This is a genomic window from Vibrio sp. YT-18, from assembly GCF_033337345.1.
Lineage (GTDB): Bacteria > Pseudomonadota > Gammaproteobacteria > Enterobacterales > Vibrionaceae > Vibrio > Vibrio alginolyticus.
The window spans coordinates 181,337-200,625 of record NZ_JAWOQO010000009.1; the positions used below are offsets into that span (position 1 = coordinate 181,337).

At 44.1% G+C, this 19,289-nt stretch carries 19 protein-coding genes; 6 read left to right on the forward strand and 13 right to left on the reverse strand.

Features of this window, described 5'->3' with window-relative positions:
- Positions 1-11: 11 nt before the first annotated feature.
- Positions 12-1,031, forward strand: a complete 1,020-nt coding sequence (locus R7M72_RS14415) for a COX15/CtaA family protein (protein WP_033906821.1) — start codon at positions 12-14, stop codon at positions 1,029-1,031.
- Positions 1,024-1,923 (forward strand): heme o synthase, encoded by a 900-nt coding sequence (gene cyoE, locus R7M72_RS14420; protein ID WP_005385222.1) that lies wholly within the window; start codon positions 1,024-1,026, stop codon positions 1,921-1,923. Before R7M72_RS14415 ends, cyoE begins: the two co-directional genes overlap by 8 nt.
- Positions 1,924-2,005: 82 nt before the next feature.
- Here cyoE and R7M72_RS14425 read toward each other — a convergent pair whose 3' ends face one another.
- The gene (locus R7M72_RS14425) at positions 2,006-2,479 is read right to left on the reverse strand and encodes an FKBP-type peptidyl-prolyl cis-trans isomerase (RefSeq protein ID WP_005375638.1); all 474 of its coding nucleotides are present in this window, start codon (positions 2,477-2,479) and stop codon (positions 2,006-2,008) included.
- Positions 2,480-2,492: 13 nt separating this feature from the next.
- Positions 2,493-3,125: a thiol:disulfide interchange protein DsbA/DsbL gene (locus tag R7M72_RS14430; protein ID WP_042521488.1), complete on the reverse strand. Its 633-nt coding sequence runs from the start codon at positions 3,123-3,125 to the stop codon at positions 2,493-2,495.
- A 282-nt stretch (positions 3,126-3,407) separates the two neighbouring features.
- Here R7M72_RS14430 and R7M72_RS14435 point away from each other — a divergent pair, with 282 nt between their 5' ends.
- A complete protein-coding gene (locus R7M72_RS14435) occupies positions 3,408-4,034 on the forward strand; it encodes an OmpA family protein (RefSeq protein WP_053308082.1) in 627 nt (208 codons plus the stop codon).
- Between the two features lie 191 nt (positions 4,035-4,225).
- On the opposite strand, the gene R7M72_RS14440 is transcribed toward R7M72_RS14435, so the two are convergent.
- From R7M72_RS14440 to R7M72_RS14455, 4 genes are all read right to left on the reverse strand, one after another.
- Positions 4,226-4,585, reverse strand: a complete 360-nt coding sequence (locus R7M72_RS14440) for a glutaredoxin family protein (RefSeq protein WP_042521486.1) — start codon at positions 4,583-4,585, stop codon at positions 4,226-4,228.
- A 111-nt stretch (positions 4,586-4,696) separates the two neighbouring features.
- Positions 4,697-5,239 carry a hypothetical protein gene (locus R7M72_RS14445; protein WP_042521484.1) on the reverse strand — a complete coding sequence of 181 codons (543 nt, stop codon included), beginning with the start codon at positions 5,237-5,239 and terminating at the stop codon, positions 4,697-4,699.
- Complete coding sequence (locus R7M72_RS14450; protein ID WP_005375627.1) at positions 5,226-5,771, reverse strand: YaeQ family protein; 546 nt, start codon at positions 5,769-5,771, stop codon at positions 5,226-5,228. The genes R7M72_RS14445 and R7M72_RS14450 overlap by 14 nt, the downstream gene beginning before the upstream one ends.
- 89 nt (positions 5,772-5,860) lie before the next feature.
- Positions 5,861-6,070 (reverse strand): cold-shock protein, encoded by a 210-nt coding sequence (locus R7M72_RS14455; protein WP_005375625.1) that lies wholly within the window; start codon positions 6,068-6,070, stop codon positions 5,861-5,863.
- A gap of 365 nt (positions 6,071-6,435) precedes the next feature.
- Here R7M72_RS14455 and R7M72_RS14460 point away from each other — a divergent pair, with 365 nt between their 5' ends.
- The 3 genes from R7M72_RS14460 to R7M72_RS14470 all read left to right on the forward strand — a co-directional run bounded on the left by R7M72_RS14460 (position 6,436) and on the right by R7M72_RS14470 (position 9,629).
- Entirely contained in the window at positions 6,436-6,723 is a 288-nt protein-coding gene (locus R7M72_RS14460) for an alternative ribosome-rescue factor A (RefSeq protein WP_031781276.1), read from the forward strand.
- A gap of 239 nt (positions 6,724-6,962) precedes the next feature.
- Positions 6,963-8,405 carry a diguanylate cyclase domain-containing protein gene (locus R7M72_RS14465; protein ID WP_053307838.1) on the forward strand — a complete coding sequence of 481 codons (1,443 nt, stop codon included), beginning with the start codon at positions 6,963-6,965 and terminating at the stop codon, positions 8,403-8,405.
- A gap of 333 nt (positions 8,406-8,738) precedes the next feature.
- Positions 8,739-9,629, forward strand: a complete 891-nt coding sequence (locus tag R7M72_RS14470; protein ID WP_017635872.1) for an RNA polymerase sigma factor RpoD/SigA — start codon at positions 8,739-8,741, stop codon at positions 9,627-9,629.
- Positions 9,630-9,655: 26 nt separating this feature from the next.
- On the opposite strand, the gene R7M72_RS14475 is transcribed toward R7M72_RS14470, so the two are convergent.
- The 7 genes from R7M72_RS14475 to R7M72_RS14505 all read right to left on the reverse strand — a co-directional run bounded on the left by R7M72_RS14475 (position 9,656) and on the right by R7M72_RS14505 (position 19,208).
- Entirely contained in the window at positions 9,656-10,030 is a 375-nt protein-coding gene (locus R7M72_RS14475; RefSeq protein ID WP_025768457.1) for a hypothetical protein, read from the reverse strand.
- A 105-nt stretch (positions 10,031-10,135) separates the two neighbouring features.
- On the reverse strand, positions 10,136-12,274 hold the full coding sequence (locus tag R7M72_RS14480) for an ATP-binding cassette domain-containing protein (protein ID WP_053307837.1): 2,139 nt from the start codon (positions 12,272-12,274) through the stop codon (positions 10,136-10,138).
- Positions 12,271-13,857 carry an ATP-binding cassette domain-containing protein gene (locus R7M72_RS14485; protein WP_053307836.1) on the reverse strand — a complete coding sequence of 529 codons (1,587 nt, stop codon included), beginning with the start codon at positions 13,855-13,857 and terminating at the stop codon, positions 12,271-12,273. The genes R7M72_RS14480 and R7M72_RS14485 overlap by 4 nt, the downstream gene beginning before the upstream one ends.
- Positions 13,847-15,271, reverse strand: coding sequence for a TolC family protein (locus R7M72_RS14490; protein ID WP_053307835.1), 1,425 nt, complete (start codon positions 15,269-15,271; stop codon positions 13,847-13,849). The genes R7M72_RS14485 and R7M72_RS14490 overlap by 11 nt, the downstream gene beginning before the upstream one ends.
- Positions 15,246-17,477 carry a response regulator gene (locus R7M72_RS14495; protein ID WP_053307834.1) on the reverse strand — a complete coding sequence of 744 codons (2,232 nt, stop codon included), beginning with the start codon at positions 17,475-17,477 and terminating at the stop codon, positions 15,246-15,248. The genes R7M72_RS14490 and R7M72_RS14495 overlap by 26 nt, the downstream gene beginning before the upstream one ends.
- 3 nt (positions 17,478-17,480) lie before the next feature.
- On the reverse strand, positions 17,481-18,830 hold the full coding sequence (locus R7M72_RS14500) for an HlyD family type I secretion periplasmic adaptor subunit (RefSeq protein WP_318056232.1): 1,350 nt from the start codon (positions 18,828-18,830) through the stop codon (positions 17,481-17,483).
- Between the two features lie 9 nt (positions 18,831-18,839).
- Entirely contained in the window at positions 18,840-19,208 is a 369-nt protein-coding gene (locus R7M72_RS14505; RefSeq protein ID WP_025998718.1) for a hypothetical protein, read from the reverse strand.
- Positions 19,209-19,289 lie beyond the last annotated feature (81 nt).

Sequence of the window (19,289 nt, forward strand, 5' to 3'; positions counted from 1 at the left end):
AGGAAGTGCATATGAAATTAATTCAGTTGGTTAGATTCAGTTTGCTGCTAACTCTCGTGGTGATCATGTTAGGGGCATATACTCGCCTTTCAGATGCAGGGTTAGGTTGCCCGGATTGGCCTGGTTGTTATGGGCACTTTTCTGTGCCGCATCAAGAAGAAGACGTCATACGTGCTAACCTGAACTTCCCCGAGCGGGCAGTAGAGCATGAGAAAGCATGGCTTGAGATGATTCATCGCTATTTTGCAGGAACGTTAGGTTTAGTCATTTTTGCGATGGCAGCGATATCAATAAGGTCTGAGCGTGTAAATTCAACCATTCCGATGTTGCTCAGCGTATTGGTGATTGGGCAGGCACTTTTGGGAATGTGGACAGTTACTCTTAAATTAATGCCCGTCATCGTGATGCTTCACTTGCTCGGTGGTTTTGTTTTATTGGCGTTACAGGCGATTTTTTACTGCCAATTAAAAGCGCAAAACAATCTCTATTTCTCTCCATCTTCTAGCTCTCTGAGAGGCTTTTCATTGTTGGTTTTTCTGGTTGTTTTGGTGCAAGTGCTCCTTGGAGGATGGACTTCGTCAAATTATGCTGCGCTGATGTGTACCACACTGCCGATTTGTGAGGGAGACTGGATGAGCCATCTCTCATGGAAAGAAGCGTTTTCTTTCTGGCAAACTGGATTCGAGAATTATGAATTTGGTGTCTTGGAGTATCCGGCAAGAATGACTATACACGTCACTCATCGTATAGGCGCTATTGTTACCGCCACCGTGGTATTGGCTTATAGTATTGGGCTTATGAGGCAAGATTCTCATCATTCACAGAGAATCGGAGGGTGGTTGTTATTCACTCTGGTGTGCCAAATTATGCTGGGTGTAAGCAACGTAGTATTTCAACTTCCTATCTATGTCGCGGTGGCGCACAACCTCGGTGCCGCTGTTATGTTGAGTCTCGTTTGTGTTAGCCAGTTTTACTTGTGGCAGGGTAAAACGGCTTGGAATTACACCGCGAAAGGAGTTCGCTATGAGTAAAGAAATCGCGCTGTCGTTAAATGGGCGAAAGCGACTAAGTTCCGTTTATTTGAAGTTAACGAAACCTAAAGTGGTGGCGTTAATGTTGGTGACGGCAGTAGTAGGGATGAGCTTAGCCCCAGTTGATGATTTCCCCTGGTTGCAGGCGGTAGTTGGCCTAACGGGGATTGGTCTGATGGCCGGGTCTGCGGCAGCGTTTAATCATCTAATTGACCGCCGAATTGATGCGAGAATGGCACGTACACATAAACGACCATTGCCATCGGGTGAGACTAAACCATCATCGGTGATAGCCTTCGCTACAGTTTTAGGTGTCTTAGGGTTTGTACTTCTCTATGCGATGGTCAACCCGCTGACGGCATGGTTGACTTTGATGAGTTTGCTCGGCTATGCGATGGTATACACAATGTACCTCAAACGTGCTACGCCCCAAAATATCGTCATTGCAGGGATTGCCGGTGCGATGCCGCCTCTTCTCGGTTGGACTGCTGTAACAGGGCAATTACATGCGAATGCTTGGCTGCTCGTGATGATCATTTTTATCTGGACGCCACCACATTTTTGGGCTCTGGCTATTCATCGTGTCGAGGATTACCGCAAGGTAGATATTCCCATGCTGCCAGTGACACACGGCATTGAGTACACCAAAACTTCTATTCTGTTGTATACGGTGCTATTGACTTTGGTTTGTGTCCTACCGGTTTTGGTTGGTATGGTCGGCGTGGTGTATCTTTTTGCCTCGCTACTCCTCAATGCTGGCTTTATGTACCATGCATGGAAGCTAAAATATGCACCAGAGCCAAATACCGCGATGGAGACGTTTAAATTCTCTATCTATCATCTTTTGGCGTTGTTCATTGCATTGCTTTCGGATCACTATATTGGTTTTTAACCTCTCTTAAAACAGAAAACGCCGCGTGGTTCGCGGCGTTTTTGGTTTTGATACTTTGGCTTTAAGACAAAGCTTTCTAGATTTATTGAATTTCTAGCAGTTCAACATCAAAGATCAAAACACTTGCTGGTGGAATTGGGCCAGAGCCACTCTTACCATAGCCAAGCGTGCTTGGTACGAAAAGGCGGATTTTCTCACCTTCTACCATGTATTGTAGACCTTCTTGCCAGCCTTTAATGACTTGGTTAAGGCCAAATGAAATCGGCTCACCACGATTAACAGAGCTATCGAATACCGTGCCATCAATCAAGGTGCCGTGGTAGTGTACTTTTACTTTACTTGTTGCCGTTGGGTGAACCTCACCTTCGCCTTTTTCAAGAACCATGTATTGAAGGCCACTTTCTGTTGTGATGACGCCTTCTTTTTTCGCATTTTCTAGTAAGAATGCTTGGCCTTTGGCAAAGTTTTCATCTGCTACTTTATGGTTTGTCCAAGTACGGTAAATGAAAAAGCCCGCCAAAATAAAAATAATAAGAGGAAACAAAAATTTAGACACGTAATCTCCTTGTCTATTTAGGTTGTTTTAGCAAAAAGTTGATGGTTTCTGCCATGGCTTCAACGCTGTCATGACCACCAGTAATCACTTGATATTTTCCGTTTACGATAAAGGCTGGAACGGAGTTAATTTGGCCTCGCGTGGTGATCGCTTCTGCCTTAGTGATGTACTCAAACAGCGCTTTTTGCTGTGCTTCATCTAAATGGTAAGGGCTGATAAGGTTGCGAGACTCAAAGGCTTTCTCAACAGCGATTTGGCGTTCCTCAGCCGTTGCATCGGCACCCATTTGCACAGCAGTAAAAAGATCTGCCATAAACGCTTTATCTGGTGTTGATTCAAGCTGCATTACGGCAGTATAGAAGATGATGGCGCTCACTTGTGCACTTTCATTGAACGTTACATGCATTTTTTCAACGCTTTGATCGGTCAATGATTCAATTTGAGGGACAAACTCTTCCATTGAGCGGCAGTGGCCACAAGTTAAAGAGAATGCTTCAGTCAGGGGAGCTAAATCATATTCTTCAAGGGATACTGGCAAAACTTCGTATTGTTTGCCTTGCTGAGGCTGACTCTTGCCGCTATCGCATGCCGACAAAGCCATTACGGCAACAACAACAGCAAAGCCTTTCGATATGGTTTTTAACATAGTAGTGCTCTAAATGAGAAATTTGCGTTAGTTTATCGGTTAACGATAGTGACTAAAACCATTAAATAACAATAAAGTGAGACCATTGGTAACAGACTTTGCCTGACGTATGGGCTGTAAGGGTAGGGTATTTTAGTGTTGCTTTTTATTTGAGAGATGATTTTGCATTGACTCCAGTGGCATGAACGCTGCATAGACAAACCAATCGGTGGACAAAAGCGCTAAAGATTCGGCGTGTTTTGTCGACACAATGAACAAGAGTTTTTCTACGTTGGTAATGGTATGAAGCATTGGTTATTAATTGTTTGTGGCATTCTGGCCGGGTGCAGTAGCCTCGATCAAGATATGGTCCCAGGTGGGAACATTTTAGATACAGCTCCTAAATCAAACACTGAGCTGAGACACCCAGAATGGGGATACCCGAGCGTATCCAATGTGGCTTCTTCCCCTCGTTCATATCAAACGGCGAGGGCGTCAGTAAAAAAGTCGCAAAACGTGACCTCTCTGGAAATGTTCCTGAGCAGGCATAACATTCCTCACGAGACGCTCAGTGGTGGTCACCTGATGATACGTTTGAAAGAGCAAGTGCATTTTCAAACGGGCTCTGCACGGTTATCTGCTCAATCTCAAGACTGGATTCGAAACATTGGTCACTATCTGGCTGGAAGAACTGATGTTGATGTCGTGATTGATGGTCATGCGGATAGCACGGGAGCTGAAAGCTTCAATGACACGCTATCTGAAAAGCGAGCTCGTGAAGTAGAAAAACAACTATTGGCGACGAGTATTCCACGTCAACGAGTGTTTTCTAGAGGCTTCGGAGAGTATGTACCGAAGTGCAGCAATGCGACAGCGAGTGGTAAAGCTTGCAATCGGCGCGTAGAGCTAACATTGATCGTGGATGAATAACGCAGACGTTAGGCGGTAATCTTCGTTGTGTTGTTCTCGCATACCCGTTATTTGCTTAGTGGAGTTTAAGTTCGGAGTTGAGTAAGAAGACTGAATAAGGAAAGCTCGCACGGCAACATTTAGCTAGAAAAAATAGAAAAGAGGCACCGTTAGGTGCCTCTTTTACATCCGCCAATGTTCATAGGGGGAACTTAGGCAAATTCTTTTTCAACGTAAGCGACGATGTCAGATGACTCGTATAACCACTGTGTCTCGCCATCTTTTTCGATACGAAGACAAGGGACTTTAACTCGCCCACCACCTTGCTCTAGTTCAGCTCGATGAGTCGGGTTATTTTTTGCATCACGTAGCTCAATGTTCACCGATTGACGCTTCATTGCACGGCGGACCTTTACGCAAAAAGGGCAGGCTTCAAATTGGTAAAGTGCGTATTGTTTCGCTTTTTCATCAATACGTTGCTGTTCTTCTGCGGTGCGCTTAATACCACGAGGTGAGAACACCACGTTCAGCAATAAGATAACCTTGCCTAAAATCCAACGGATAAACTTCATAATGATCCCTTGATGTTCATTGGGTAATTGTCCTTTAAGAATGCAATCATGATGCTTGTTGCACTGAGCGTGAAGTCTATCAGTTGTTTGAAATGGATAAAACCATGTATTTTATATGGAAAATAGACGTTTAAACCAACCCCAAAAGCCACTTGCTGAAGCCGGACGGGCCTCTTTACCTTGATAAAAACTTTGCATGAGTTCGGTTCTGAATGCATCAACGTCCATGCGTTTCATGACAAGCTCGTGCTGCAATGTATTTTGAGTCTGCTCGGCATGATCGTGCGCCAAGCTGAAATCCATATTTAAATAGCCTTGCGTGTATAACCAAAGGTGGGTGACTAAGATTAGGTCTTCAGCAGATTGGTTAGTAAACTTATCCGCGTGCTCATTACCCAAGGAGTCAGTCAGAACTTGCTGCATACGCTGGGTAGAGTGAGCATGTTGCTCGTAGTTAGCACTTGCTTCAATATGTGATTTGGTCAAAAGGCCAAGCAGGTGAAGAGTAGGTGCTGTTGTGGGTTTGTTCTCACAAACTTTTGTAAATAGTTGTGACTGTTCTTTTAACCAACGTCGCTTTGCTGCTTTATGTTCTTTAACAAAGGGGATTTCTTCAAATCCCATCTCTTGACTCAGTTCACTAAGAGACGTCATGGTTTTTTAGTTCCTTCACCGTTACTTCGATATGTTGATCATTGATATCAACAAAAATTGAGCTGCCAGTAATCATAACAGAAAGGCTAGTACCTCGGTCAAGGTGCTGACAAATCAAGTCGATAGCGTCATAGTCAAAGCTCTCTACGTTGACGGGAAGCATTGAGAACTTTCCTGACATTTTGTCCCACCAGACAGCCGCTTTGGTGTTATAAGTGTAAACTTTTACATGCTTTGCGAGGCGAGAAGCTTTCTTAATTCTGTCTGGTTCTGGTTCGCCAATTTCAATCCAGTGAGTAATGCTTTGATCATCGCCAACATGCCATAAATCAGGCTCTTCAATCGTAGAGAGTCCTTTTGTAAACTCTAGATTGCTTTGAGCATTTAAACAGTAAGCTAGAATGCGAGCCAACATTCGTTGCGGCTTTTCAGAAGGGTGAAGGGCGATAGTTAGATTTTTAGAATCGTAATAGTCATTATTCATATCGGAAATGGCGATACGAAATTTGTAAATGGTTGGTTTAAGAGCCATAGATTTATATCGTTTTGTTGGCAAAATAAGTTTTAGGCAAAAAAATAGCCAGCTTTAAAAGCTGGCTATCGTATCAAATTCTTTAAGAATTAAAGTACTTTGATTTGCTCTGCTTGAGGGCCTTTTTGACCTTGAGAGATAACAAATTCTACTTTCTGGCCTTCAACTAGAGTACGGAAGCCGTCACCAGTGATTGCAGAGAAGTGAGCAAATACGTCAGGACCGTTTTCTTGTTGAATGAAACCGAAGCCTTTAGTTTCGTTGAACCACTTAACTGTGCCAGTAGCTGTGTTAGACATGTCTATTTCCTAAATATCTAAATAATGTAATCTTTCGCCTCAACGGCGCTTATAGCGTGGAAAAATAAATTGCTATTGCGTACCACAGGACGACGGGTTACAAGTAATCCAACGAAATGTGAAAACAAAGAACTTTCTTTCTAGCCGTGTTTGAGTCTAGGTTAATTCCACGAAGAGTCAACATATATTAGTGCTTTATGGACAAATATTTGTATTTAGTCACTATTTAACCAGCATGTTTTTGATTAAATTTCAAATAAATGACGGTGATGTGAAGTTTTTTAGCATAAAATTCAACTAAATCTATAAATTTGACTTATTTATATAATTATTGTCCAATCTGGTTCGACCATTAAGGAGGATTTATGGCAAAGCGTAAAATCAGTCCTCAACCGAGTGGCTCACAACATGAGACCGACTTCGGCAGAGGTGAAATCAAAGACAACGCGTTAAAAGCGGTTGTTACCAGTCAGCTGTTCCAAACACGAGTCGTTAAAGCGAAAAAAGGTAAAGGTAGCTTCAGCCGTAAAATGAAGCATAAAGGCAAAGAGCCCTATTCAAAGTTCTCCCCAAGGTGGATTTTGAATAGGGCTTTTTTATTGGTACTAGGTGTTTGCAAAACTGATGATATTCAATTTTTTAGTACCAGATAAGTTTTCCTAATTTATCATGTACTGCTTCAACTGCTTCAACTGCTTCAACTGCTTCAACTGCTTCAACTGCTTCAACTGCTTCAGCGAACCAAGCGTTGAAAGTACCAATTAAGTACTAAAACTTACTAAGTTAGATTCATATCAATAAGCGTCACTTCCTGTCTTATGCAACTCTACTATATCTTTAGTCTAATCAAACAGCCGAGATTATGGTTTAAAAAGACTGGTGAGAAGTAGGTATGTCATCGACGAGTTATGGTACTTATGGTTGCAAATGTAAAAAAGCGTGTGCTTCTTTATTACTAGTGTGGCTGTCCATTTGTCCGATGGCGCATGCGCACAAATCAGAGTCTCATTCTTTAATTGTTGCTAACTCCAAAGCGTGGAAGCCGTTCTCTTACCTTAGCCCAGATGGTGAACCTAAAGGTATTTTAATCGACTTTTGGAAAGAGTACGCGGCGAACAACCAAATCGACGTTCAGTTTCTCCTTTTGGATTGGGATGCTTCTTTGCAAGCCGTAAAAGAGGGTAAGGCTGACTTTCACGGAGGACTTGTCTACTCGCCCGAAAGAGCGAAGTATATGGACTTTGGCGCAGTCATAATGCCTATCCAAACCAAATTGTACGTAAATAAAGATGTACTTTCGGTTGATATCAGGAGTGTTTTAACTGGCGAAATGACGATGCCAATTGGCGTTGTTAAAGGAAGTTACGAGTCTGAGTTTGTTCAGACGAATTACCCGAATGCACCTATCGCAGAATACATTAACAATGATTCGATGATACAAGCCGCCGTCGATAAAAAGGTGCTGTACTTCGTTGCAGACCTGCAAGTTGCTAACTTTTATATGGCAACCACGCCGGGAGCGGGTATGTTTGTCCCGACAATTAGCTTATATAGTAAAGATCTTCGGATTGCAGCAGGAATGCACAGTGCAACTTCCATTTTAGAGGTATCACGAGCGTTTGAAAAAGTCATCGATACGGATCGTGAGCGGATCCTCGCCCGTTGGAGTGTGGTGAAAACGGTTTATCCACTTTATCTTTTCCCTATTGCTATTTTCATTATGGCGGTCGCAACGCTTTATCATATTTTTGCCCTCAAACGTATGGTTGCTCTTCGGACAAGGCAATTAACGATTGCCAATCAGCAATTGCTGGAGATGACGTTGACGGATTCTCTCACAAAGCTATACAACCGTAGACACCTGATTGAGCAATTGGCGCTACTGAATCATTTGAAGCGAAACTTAACGGTGATGGTGTTTGATATTGATGATTTTAAATCAATCAATGATCGATATGGCCACCTTGCTGGAGACCGAGCAATAGTTGCCATCGCAGAAGCCGCTAAGTCGATGACTGATGACCGAATGACATTGGCGAGAATTGGAGGAGAAGAGTTCGCACTCGTTACGTCGTCTCTGTCAGAGCGAGAAGCGCTCAATTTTGCCAATATGCTTTGTAAAGCCGTTTACGATCAGCCTGTTATACTGGGCGGACAAGCAATTCATTTGAGTATCAGTTTGGGCTGTGCTTACTATCCTGAGTTTACCCACATCGTGAGCTTGCAAGATGCTGACGAGTTGATGTATCAAGGTAAGTCTGAAGGAAAGAATCGTGCAGTTTTCCAAGTTATAACAGACTGTCAGCTTCAACCTGCGCTTCGTCAAGTGAATTAGATCTCGCTAATTCAACTGATACTTCAAACCATCCTCAAGCCTCAAAGTTTTAGTCAGAGTAAGGTGGTAAGCGTTGACGATCACGTTGCGTTGTTTTCTTTGAGGCCAATTTGCGTACAAATACTATCACTTTCATATATATAAACCCCCGCTTGCTCACGTTTTTATCATAGAAGCAGTAATTGTTTTAAAGTGATAAGTGATTTCTTGGTAAAGATCAGAACCCCTGTCTACACTCAGTGTAAAGTAATTAATATAAAGCATGATGCATACAGTGTTGTACAAAAACAATTAAAGAAGATAAGAAATAAGTTGGCTTGAGAAGGACGGGGAATGAACAACGAATGCTTTGCTAGGTTCCGAGCTGTCACGGATGAACTGTCAATGAAAGAATCGTTGTCAGTTGGGAAAGACCCTTATGCTCACTATCTCAAAGATATTGTGGGCATTGATTTGTTGTCTCGTGAAGAGGAGTTGCATTACGCCAAACTTAATCGAGCTGGTGATGAAGAAGCGCGCGAAATGTTGATTGAGTCTAATCTTCGACTTGTTGTGAAAATCGCAAAAGGCTACCTCAAACGGCCAGGCAATAACTTTACTCTGCTCGATTTAATAGAAGAAGGTAATATTGGTTTGATAAAAGCGGTCGATAAGTTCGATCCTGAGCCAGGCTACCGTTTTTCTACTTATGCGGTATGGTGGATTCGCGAGAATATAGAAGCGGCATTAATGAACAATGGCCGCACGGTACGTTTACCTGCTCATGTGTGCAAAGAGATAAATAGCCTGGCTTTAAAAAAGCTCGATGCGTCAAAAAGTGAGAGCAAGGAGTTGTCTATTTCTGAACTCTCACGCTGCTCAGGGGTGAAAGCAGAGCGTATAGATGAACTTGTTGCGCTTAGTGGCTTTATTGATGTATCGACCACTGCGGACCTACATCGCGTTCCATTTGTTCTTGAACTGTGTGAAAGTGAGTATACGCCAGATCCACAACAAGACTGTGAAAATCAGTGCTTTACTCAAGCTATTGAAAATATTATTAAAACCTTGCCAACTAAGTTGCAGAAAGTCTTAATCCATCGATTCGGATTATTTGACCAGAGAGTGAAAACCTTGTCGGAAATAGGCCTGTTGTTAAACGTGTCTAACGAGCGTGTTCGTCAGATGCAGATAGAGGCGGTTGAACGCGTGCAGAAACGTCTCCGATTCGATGGTTGGGTTTAAGATTTTTAGCCCCTTATCCTAGCCGATTAATTTACTGGCTTGCTACTCTGTTCTTCCGTAAGTAACAGCAGCTCAAGCTGTGCTTTAGCTGCTGCCTCCAATCTCCATACACTCAATAATCGGTTAAGTGCTGCGCGATAAGCACGACTTTTGAGTAAAAAAGCGAGCGTACTTGTGTAGTTGTTTACGACTTGCGCTTGTGTCTCGACTAATGCGGTTTTGTTTTCGATGTCGATGTGTTGAAGGTTAAAGTCAGGAAGAAACGCACACTCATACCATACCTCTACAATTTCACGAATTTCGAGTTCTTCTTCAGGCACGTCGAAGTCTTGTAACTGGTAGTTTTCTGGTATCGTTGATAAATAAACCACATCCAATTTGTCTGCAACAAATGTATACATCGGATTCCTTAGTGTACGCGCTTACAGAGTAAATAGTCTCATCGTTTACATTTTTGTCAATGACCGTGCTCAAGTATGAATGATGAACCACACCACATTCCGAACTTAACTTAGACTTTTTAAGTACTTATCGGTTAACCCGAAATATTTCAGGTTGCCATCTGGCTCCAAGACTAAGCTCATGTTGGATGTAGAGATCATGCCCGGATCATTCGTTGAGAAAATAACGGTCTTATTTAGTAGTTTGTCGCTGAATAACCGCTTGAAGTAGTGCGAGTTTTCTTGCTCAGCACCATTAAATGGCTCGTCAATGATAATCAAAGATTGTTCGCAGTTACCTAGCCCTAATGCGAGCCGCAGTCTTTGTTGAATACCATTTGGTAAACTTTTACAGATATCAACGCTCAATTGAGTGTCCAGGCCTTGTGGCAACCATGTATCGAGCTCAAAGAAACTCACCATTTCACGCATTTTTTCTGTTGGGATTAACCCATTATGCAAGATGAAGTTAGTCTCCAAGGAGCCTTCAAAAATATGCAGGTTAAACGGGATGTAGTTAATCGAGGTTCGATAGCGGTAACTGTTGAATTGTTTGATGTTATAACCGTCCACCGAAACTGAGCCTTGATAGCGTTCCTCTAGCCCAGCGATAATAGAAATGAGCGTCGTTTTACCGCAACCTGTTGGTCCACAAATCACAACTTTTGCGCCCGGTGGAATTTTAAAACCAAGATTAGTTAAGCCTGTTGCCGCACCACTATAACGATGGCTCACACCAGAGCCGACGATACTACCTTGAAAGAGGCGAATAGGGGGGCTTTTCTCTAACGTTAGCTTATCGTCATTCATCGCCATAAGGTTGTTGATTTGCGCAGAAGACGCCTTAATGGATTGGAACTTAGAAATAGAGTTGTAGATGCCCATAATAGGCCCCAACGCCTTCCAGACTAAAATTACGGTAGCAAGCATTGCACCTGCATCGGAGGTGCCGTCCATCACGCCGATAACGGCCGCGACGATACTTGCGGTACCAATAACCTGAATCAAACTCCCGCCTGCTGCCTGAACCCTGCTATTAGTCACTGAAACATGTTCTGCATCGCTGGTGCTTTGTAAATGCGATGCGCTAAAGCGGGACTGGATAACACGCAATAATGGCAAGCCTTGGATGGTTTTTATACCACGAAGAATCTCATTCCATTGGTAAGAAACCATGGCGTTGGCGCGAGAGCTCTTGGACGTGGCTTGCGAGTAGATGTAACGAGAATAAACACAGAACACCAACATTAGAATCAACCCCGCCATAACGACTAGCGCTGCGGTACCAGACATAAGAGCAATGGCAATAATGAATACGATAACAAACGGCATGTCGAAGTAGCTTAATGTTGACTCTGCGGTTACCAAACGGCGGAAAGTGTCGATGTCCTTCAATCGTGCTAACTGAGAAGAGACACCAGCGGTAGATGTCATCGAATAAGGAAGCCACAACAGTTTGGATATTACGTTTTGAGAAATATGCACCGCCAAATCCTTTCCTGATGTGGCGATGATGTTGACCCGCATTTTCTTGAAAAAGTATTCCGAGAACCCAACAATCACAGCAAATAACGTGAGCCAATAAAGCGTGGCTTGCGAGCTAGAGGTTAAGGCGAAGTTGTACACACTCATAATAAAAAAGGGCTGGAGTGCGCCGAGAATGCTGACCACGAAGCTGAGAATAATCAGGCTTTTGAGTTCATTGTTGTAGCGATAAAACGCGTATTTAATCCAGTTACTGCGGTCTTGAGATTCAGGTGGCGGTTCTCGGAATAAGCGGGAGTATTCGCTGATCGAGACCAACAAGCACGGCTTCTTGCAGAGCGGGTATTCAATGGTGTTGTTATTTGTGTAATCAAACAGGATCAGTTTGCCGTCTTTAGTGCCCAAGAAAATCGCAGTGAGGTTTTCTATCTCGATAAAACAAGGATGAGGATGCCCCTCGATGTGCTCCAACGTTTTTAGTTTGGTGACGTCACAACGGTAACCAAGGCGTTCAATCGTAGCGATAAAACTGTCGCTGTCTTTTGGTTTAGGGATAAAAGCATCGCTGAGGATAGAAGGTGTGCCTTCCCATTCAAGCGCTATGAGGGTGTAAGCTAAACCACGAATCAAAGGTGACTCATTGTATCGCTCGTCATAACTGCGAGCCTCAAAGTCCAACAAGCGCTGAGGGACATTATTAAAATCAACCAAAATACTCATTGGTCACCTCCGGTAAGTTTGACGCGTTTGAGGCGATGATTGAGTTTGTCCATCTTGTTGCTGACGATGATGAGGATTTTGTCGTTGGCGCGATAGGCGGTGCTGGTCAAAACCAATCGAGCAAAGTCGTCATCATAAACACAGTCGATGTCGTCGAAGATCAACACACGTTTGTTCGCGAGTAAGGCACGCACTAACAACAAGGCATAAGCGACTTGGCGCGAGAATGGGTTGCGTAAATGTCCTTTAAGCTCGGTGTAAAAACCAGCGGGAAGGGCATCGATTTGTGCCTTGATGTTCATGGTTTCGCAAAGCGCAAATGCCGTGTTATTTAAGCTTGGGCGGAAACAAGTCAAGTTGTCGATGATGGTGCCTTCGACGAACGAGCTGGTTTTGTCGACCATCAGCACGCTATTACGCCAGACGTTGTAATTGACGTCATCGAGCGGTGTCTCGTTGATTTGGATATCGAGCTTGCTGTCGGTTTTTTGCCGCGTAATGCAATTGGCAAGATGGGTTTTGCCTGCTCCGCTTTTCCCCGTCAGCAAGTAAGCGTGACCGCGTTCAAACTCGATGCGTTGCTTTTCCGAATACTTCACCGAGATGCGCTCGACTTCTGTCGTGTCATTTTGTTGTTCTACAGATGCAGCAAGTTCAAGCAGCTCGGCGATACGTTGAATATGAAGCTTGTTCAACTCCCATCGACTCACCGTGCGCATTACTTGCTGGTATGGCGCGAAGTAGCGGTTGGTAAGCATGATGATGGCAGCCATGATGCCTTGGCTAGATTGCATGTTGATAACTGCCGTTGCCAAAACTACCACCACACAAGCAATGGAGAGCTGTTGTATGAGCGACAAGATAAGGCTGAAGTTCGATTCGATTTGCTCGTATTTGATGTTCTCGACTTCACGCTCTTCCACCATTTGTGTCATGAGGCTCTCAACGCGATATTCCATATTGCGCGCTTTGATATCGAGTGGGCTAGAGATGATCTCGATGATTTTAGAAGTAGTTAAGCCTTCGATGTCGGATTTGTTTTCTAAGCTGTTGATTTTTTGCTTGGAAAGACTGAGTGCGAACACCGCCAAAATGATGGAGGCGAGCAAGATAGTCACTCCCGCCCAAATGTTGATCAGACCGATAATCAGAATGGTCAGTATGCTGACGGCAAGGTTGATCAATGCCCGTACAGATTCTCCGCCAAAGAAGGATTTAATCTCTGGAATGGTCGCAATACGCTCTAGGTATTCACCGGGTTCTAGACGACGAAACTTCGATATCTCAGCCAAACAGATGGATTGAAACACCTTGTTGGTTAAGTTGGTTTCGAATTGCTTCATGATCACCGACGAAATCTTCTCTTCCTGATTCTTTAAGTGATAGTCGAGGAAGATAGTGATCAAGATAATGGCAAACAGAAGAAACAGCGTGTCTTTGGCTTGGTTAGGTAAAACTCGGTCAAAAATAATCAGTATCGAAAAGGGCAGCACTAAACCAAACAGCGTCGAGATGACCGTCGAGAAAGTCAGGTAACACTTGTCAGCAAAGTTAATCTTCTGGGAAAAATGCTCAGTTTGCATTGCGACCTCCTTTCTTAATCGATGGTTTGGAGAGAAGGTGTTTTGGAACTAAGTCTTGATTGCTTCTGCCTTCGATATCGCTCATTAACTGCATGATGCTTTCGATGGATTGCACCGACAGCATGCCTTTGATTTGCTCAAGATTGATCGATTCAATGATGTAGTCATAACGCGCGCTCTCGTAATCACGTAGCGCGCTGAACAGTTTACTTTCCGCTGCCAGTAAGTCGGTAATGGTTCGCGTACCAAGCTGGTAGGCGCGCTGAATGCCTTTGTAGGAGGCGTAGTTTGCACGAATGATGTTCTCGTAACTGCTAATAGCTCGGGAGAAGTCGTTAATGTTGAGTACCGAGGTGTTAACGCTATTGCGCGTCGTGAACAACGAATCTTGGTACAGCAGCTCGGTTCGCTCGATGGCAGTCGACGATTTTTGATAACCGTAGTAATCCGAACCGCCGGAGAAAATCGGCACATTCAAGTTCAAACCGACGCTAGTGGAGTTACTGTCCCCTGTTGCGGTTGGGTCGGTTCGGTCATAGTTGTTCGCATCGTCGTAACGGTAACTGGCAGAGAGCGATACGGTCGGCACAAAGTTTGAACCGCTTTCTTTCAAGCCTCTTCGGCTGCGTTCTACGGTTTTCTTCGCGACTAATAAGTCGTTATTGAGCTTCAAAGCTTGTTCAAGGATCTCACGTTGTTCGGATTCGCTGATTTCCGCCAAGGGCACGCTTTCGTAGATGTCCTGCGATGGGGTGACTGGATATTGAACTTGAATCTCTAAGCCGTTCAAAATCACGCGTCGATCTTTCTCTAAGGTTCTTAAGCGGTTGGCAATGCCTTCTTTCTGAGCAATTACCTCATACAACTCGCTCGCCGCAGTGTTGCCAAGTTCCACGTTGCGACGCATTTGGCGCTCACGTGTTTCAGACGATTTAAGTTCTACTTGGGTGGCTTTGATTTGCGCGTTGTTTTTGAGGTATTCGAAATATTGCGTCGCGATTTCAGAAATGGTGCTCTGGATTTTGTTCTCGTGTTTGATTTCTTCAATGTTGAAATCAAGTTTCGCGGTGCCGTATTTGAAGATGTCGCCAAGGTTAAACACTGATTGAGATAAAGACACGCTGTAGCTGTTTGAGTTGTAGCTAGAACGCGTATCCGGTGTTCCCGTTAATATGGTCTCGTTTTCATTCCATGTGGTATCAGCAGCACCGTTTAAAGAGGGTAGGAACTTAGAGCGGCTAATGTCGATGTTGTATTCGTTTTCTTCCACGCCTTTGTCACTAGCGCGCAGAGATAAGTTGTTTTCCAAGCCGAGTTTGACCGCCTCAAGCAAGGTGGTCGCCATTGCCGAAGGAGCATTGCTCAATGTAAGCGCTGCCAATACGCAGCTAGTTAAGTTTCTGTACCGCCACATACTTGTTGATCACCTTGATGATTTCGTCGTTTTTATAAGGTTTGCTGATCACGTAATCCATTCCAGCTTCGATACAAGCTTGGTGTTCATTACTGCTGGTCAATGCTGTCGCACCTATGATGGTGCAGGGGTTTTGTCCGTTCTCTTGTTCGTATTGTCGAATGCGTTTGGTTGCTTCAATACCGCCCATGCCTGGCATGATGCAGTCCATAAAAATGATATCCGAGCGCTGATTCATGAAGTGCTGAACGGCGTCTGCGCCATCGCCAACGGTATCGGCTTCGTATTCTTGCTTGCTCAAAATACGTTTGAGTAGAATCTGTTGAACACGGTCATCCTCAACAATCAGGAATGAGCTGTTCTCCATCTGATCTTCTGAGGCTTCCGCTTCCATGATTGCTAAAAGATTGGGGATGAACTCATACGGAATCGCAGGAGAGTTCAGAATCTTGTCGACAAAGGTATGGCTCTCTTGTGCTTGCTGAGTGCTAGTGACTGAAAGCAGCAACTTCGTGTTCGGGTGATTGCGCAGTTGCGATTTCACCGTTTTGCTCAGTGAGGGCAGCTTGTTTGGCTCGAACGTGTCGGTCAGCATGATGGCGTCGTATTCGCCAAAGGTTTTTGCAGTAGAGAAGAGCTCGTTCGGTGTGCGAATTGGCGTAATCTCTAAGCCCAAGTTGACGAGCATTTTGTTCATCACATCAATGCGCAGCTGAGAGTTGGCACACAGTAATAGGCGCTTATTGTCGAAGCGAGTTTTCTCGGTGTGGAAGCTCTTGGCTTTCAAATCGAGCTGAATTTGAAAACGTTCCTGATTGCCCGATTGATACCAATGGCTCTCGTAATAGCCGTAATCTTTCAGTACGCTTTTCGCCAAATCGTCTTTGGTTGCAGTGTGCTGTTTATGGTCGCTCCAGTGTAGAGTATTGAGCTTGGCAAACGGCACATCCAGTGTGGTTAAGAAGTTTAGATTGATGGTCAGGCGAGTGTTTTCAATGTCTGACGCCGCGCCCGATTCAATGGTGACAAACAGTTTCTTATCGGCTTTGAGTTGGATGGCATTCGATAGCTGTAGGAACAACACCCAGAATAAGCTGGTGGACTGTCCTTCAACACGATTTGGTAGGTTATCCGAGATAAAGCAGTCTAGTTCACCTTCATTCCGCTGTACTTTTGAACTGATGTGAATCATCAATTCAGACAGCACATTAAGCAGTGAAAACTCTTTCGATTTGCTCTCGGTCCCTTGTGAAATGAGTCGGTTGTAGTTCTCTGCCAATTCAGACAGGGTATTGGCAGCCGAGGTTATATCTTGCGCCATCAACACGCCGCTCTCATCGGTCTCTTGTACAAGATATTGCACACCGCCGTTAATGGTGTTGGTGATGCCTCGAATCTCGTAACCAATAAGAGCATAGAGCTGTTTGTAGAGATCGTTATTGCGTTTTTGCTCTTCGAGTTTGCTGAAAATCAGTTTTAAGTGAGAGTAGATCTGACGCTGCTTCGGATTGATGCTCACTTCATTCAGCAACTCTTCTAACCTTTGTAAATCCAGTTGTTTGAGCTCTTGATAAAGCCCATCGAATTCTTGGTCAATGTCTCGCTCATTCGAACTGGATTTTTTCAGTTTTAGGATTGCCACTAAATTCGATAGAACGGCGATACCAACCAACACAACAACGACCATAAACAACCAAATGAAGAACTCGTTTTTCTCCATCATTAGGTCGCTCGCGTGGTTGTTAAACATGGTGCGATAGTTGTCGTCCATTTGTAGGTAGTTATTGGTGAGCGAGAGATACAGTGCCAACACATCGTCACGCGTTTTTGAGCTGTCCGAGAAGCGATTAATCGCCAGTTCAAGCTGCGTATATTCGGTCGCGCCTACCAAGCTAAACTCGGTTTTGTTGAGTGACGCGAGAGACTTAAACTGGTCAATTTCGTCTTTCAGAACCTCAAAATCAAGCTCTGTTGTACTGCAATAACGTGCGCTTAAACAGCGTTGAAGCGTTTGAATATCAAACTCGATAGTTTGGTTGAGCTGTTGAGCTTGAACCAAAAGAGGCGCGTTTTGCACTTTCTCGACTGAATCCACTTTTTCCCAAGAGATATACAAATAAAAGGCGAGGGCAGCCAGCATCAAGCTGAAAGCAATGCTTAGGCGCATAACAGGAACGGAAATATTGTAAGAAGGTTTGCTACTCATCCATCACCTCTCATCGAATGCGTCTTCGATAGCCGACATAACCGGCTTCGCTGCGTATTCGATCACCCGGCGTGAACCTGTTTTCACGTCTGCGGTAAACTCCATATAAGGGGACAGCTTGTATTGTGTGCCTCCGCGCTCTAGATAGTTTTGACTGATTTGGATTTCCGCGAGATAGAATTCAGCGTCTTCTTCTTCATAAGAAGAACGGCTGATCGATGCAATTCGACCTTCCAAAAATCCGTATTTGGCAAAGTTGTAGGTATCCATCTTCACTTTGACCGCTTGTCCGATTTCTACAAAGCCCATGTCTTTACGCGGGATCTTCGCCTCTCCGTGAAGGGCGTTATTGATCGGTGCAATGTCCGCGATGCTTTCACCTGGCGGTATCACAGCGGAGCGGAAGTTGAAGTGCACTTTATCTACTACACCGTCAATAGGGGCGTAAACCACGAGGCGATCCACTTTATCTGAGTGTTGAGGACGTAATATACGTTTCAACTTTAAGTCCTTGTTTCCTTGAATGATTTGTGCTTGATACTCGGCATTACGATTCTCCACCAAGTCTCGGTACTGCTTCTCTAGTTTGTCGAGTTGGAAGCGCTCATTCATGACCGACTCATCAAGGTTTTCTATCTCACGCACCATGTTTGACTCTTGAACCTGCATATTCAGAACATCGACGTAAGACGCCATTTCCTCTTTGTACAAGGTGTTCTTAATATTGAGCTGCTTGCGTATCAAGGAGAGCTGGTTCTCGGAGCTTTTACGGCGCTTGAGCATTGAATCAATAAGCGAATTCTTATGTTGGATATCGTGAGTGATCAACTCTTCATTGGAACGGTTTTTAGAAAATTCTTGCTGCCAGGTATTCATGTTGACTTGCACTAATTCTGGGTAGTTTTCGATGTAGGCAGAAAAATCGGGTTCCACCATATCGCGCAGGCTTTCGTAACGAATCTTGTCTAGCTCTAGCTGAATGATCTCTGTGTTTACCGTATCGAGTTGAGTGTTTCTATCCAGAGAGCGAAGGCGTGCAATAGGCTGACCTTCGTAAACTACTTCGCCTTTGCGCACTAGCATTTCTTCTAGAATACCGCCTTCAAGGTGTTGCACTTTTTCGATGTCAGATTCGAGCAATAGCTCACCGCGCACCGACACCACAATGTCGATACGAGCCTGAGATGCCACGGCGATAGCCACCATGGAAAGCAAAAAGATAACCAGCAAGGTTTTGTGTACGCTGGTCATTGCACTGGCTAGCACGATTGTATCGTCTGTTGTTACCTTCGAAGCTTCGTTGTTCGAAACGAGCGCCTTTTTGAGGTGATGTTCTATTTGCTTATTACTCATGAGCCACCCCTACGATTCACTACCTGTGCGGCTATCGATTGAATTTTCGATTTTTAACAGCTGGCTAATTTGTTTGTTTACGTTGTTAAGCTCGGTTTTAACGTCCTCGATCAATTCATTAGGAGCAGGGAAATGGTGTTTGTTTAAGTGTTCAATCTTTGCCAATTTTGGTGGTAAGTCGTCATCACATAACAAGACGAGAATGGTCTTTAGTCTTTTTGAATAACATCTGAGTGCTTCAAAACGGTTTTGTTTATGCAGCATCTCAATATCAATCCCTGCGTCACTGAAATCTTGGTAAAAATCGCCTAATAGCAATTGCAGCCCTTTATGGCTGTTGTCGACTGAGCGCAACAGATTTGTCATATTTATCATTATCCCACCGCACTAATTGCTTTAATGACAACAAGTAAGGATCTTTATACTGGGTTTTCAAATTTTTTTGTTTTTATGGAACTC

Coding starts and splice junctions, on each gene's coding strand:
- R7M72_RS14415 (WP_033906821.1), top strand. CDS start 12: ATGAAATTAATTCAGTTGGTTAGATTCAGTTTGCTGCTAACTCTCGTG.
- cyoE (WP_005385222.1), top strand. CDS start 1,024: ATGAGTAAAGAAATCGCGCTGTCGTTAAATGGGCGAAAGCGACTAAGT.
- R7M72_RS14430 (WP_042521488.1), bottom strand. CDS start 3,125: ATGTTAAAAACCATATCGAAAGGCTTTGCTGTTGTTGTTGCCGTAATG.
- R7M72_RS14435 (WP_053308082.1), top strand. CDS start 3,408: ATGAAGCATTGGTTATTAATTGTTTGTGGCATTCTGGCCGGGTGCAGT.
- R7M72_RS14440 (WP_042521486.1), bottom strand. CDS start 4,585: ATGAAGTTTATCCGTTGGATTTTAGGCAAGGTTATCTTATTGCTGAAC.
- R7M72_RS14445 (WP_042521484.1), bottom strand. CDS start 5,239: ATGACGTCTCTTAGTGAACTGAGTCAAGAGATGGGATTTGAAGAAATC.
- R7M72_RS14450 (WP_005375627.1), bottom strand. CDS start 5,771: ATGGCTCTTAAACCAACCATTTACAAATTTCGTATCGCCATTTCCGAT.
- R7M72_RS14455 (WP_005375625.1), bottom strand. CDS start 6,070: ATGTCTAACACAGCTACTGGCACAGTTAAGTGGTTCAACGAAACTAAA.
- R7M72_RS14460 (WP_031781276.1), top strand. CDS start 6,436: ATGGCAAAGCGTAAAATCAGTCCTCAACCGAGTGGCTCACAACATGAG.
- R7M72_RS14465 (WP_053307838.1), top strand. CDS start 6,963: ATGTCATCGACGAGTTATGGTACTTATGGTTGCAAATGTAAAAAAGCG.
- R7M72_RS14470 (WP_017635872.1), top strand. CDS start 8,739: ATGAACAACGAATGCTTTGCTAGGTTCCGAGCTGTCACGGATGAACTG.
- R7M72_RS14475 (WP_025768457.1), bottom strand. CDS start 10,030: ATGTATACATTTGTTGCAGACAAATTGGATGTGGTTTATTTATCAACG.
- R7M72_RS14480 (WP_053307837.1), bottom strand. CDS start 12,274: ATGAGTATTTTGGTTGATTTTAATAATGTCCCTCAGCGCTTGTTGGAC.
- R7M72_RS14485 (WP_053307836.1), bottom strand. CDS start 13,857: ATGCAAACTGAGCATTTTTCCCAGAAGATTAACTTTGCTGACAAGTGT.
- R7M72_RS14490 (WP_053307835.1), bottom strand. CDS start 15,271: ATGTGGCGGTACAGAAACTTAACTAGCTGCGTATTGGCAGCGCTTACA.
- R7M72_RS14495 (WP_053307834.1), bottom strand. CDS start 17,477: ATGAGTAGCAAACCTTCTTACAATATTTCCGTTCCTGTTATGCGCCTA.
- R7M72_RS14500 (WP_318056232.1), bottom strand. CDS start 18,830: ATGAGTAATAAGCAAATAGAACATCACCTCAAAAAGGCGCTCGTTTCG.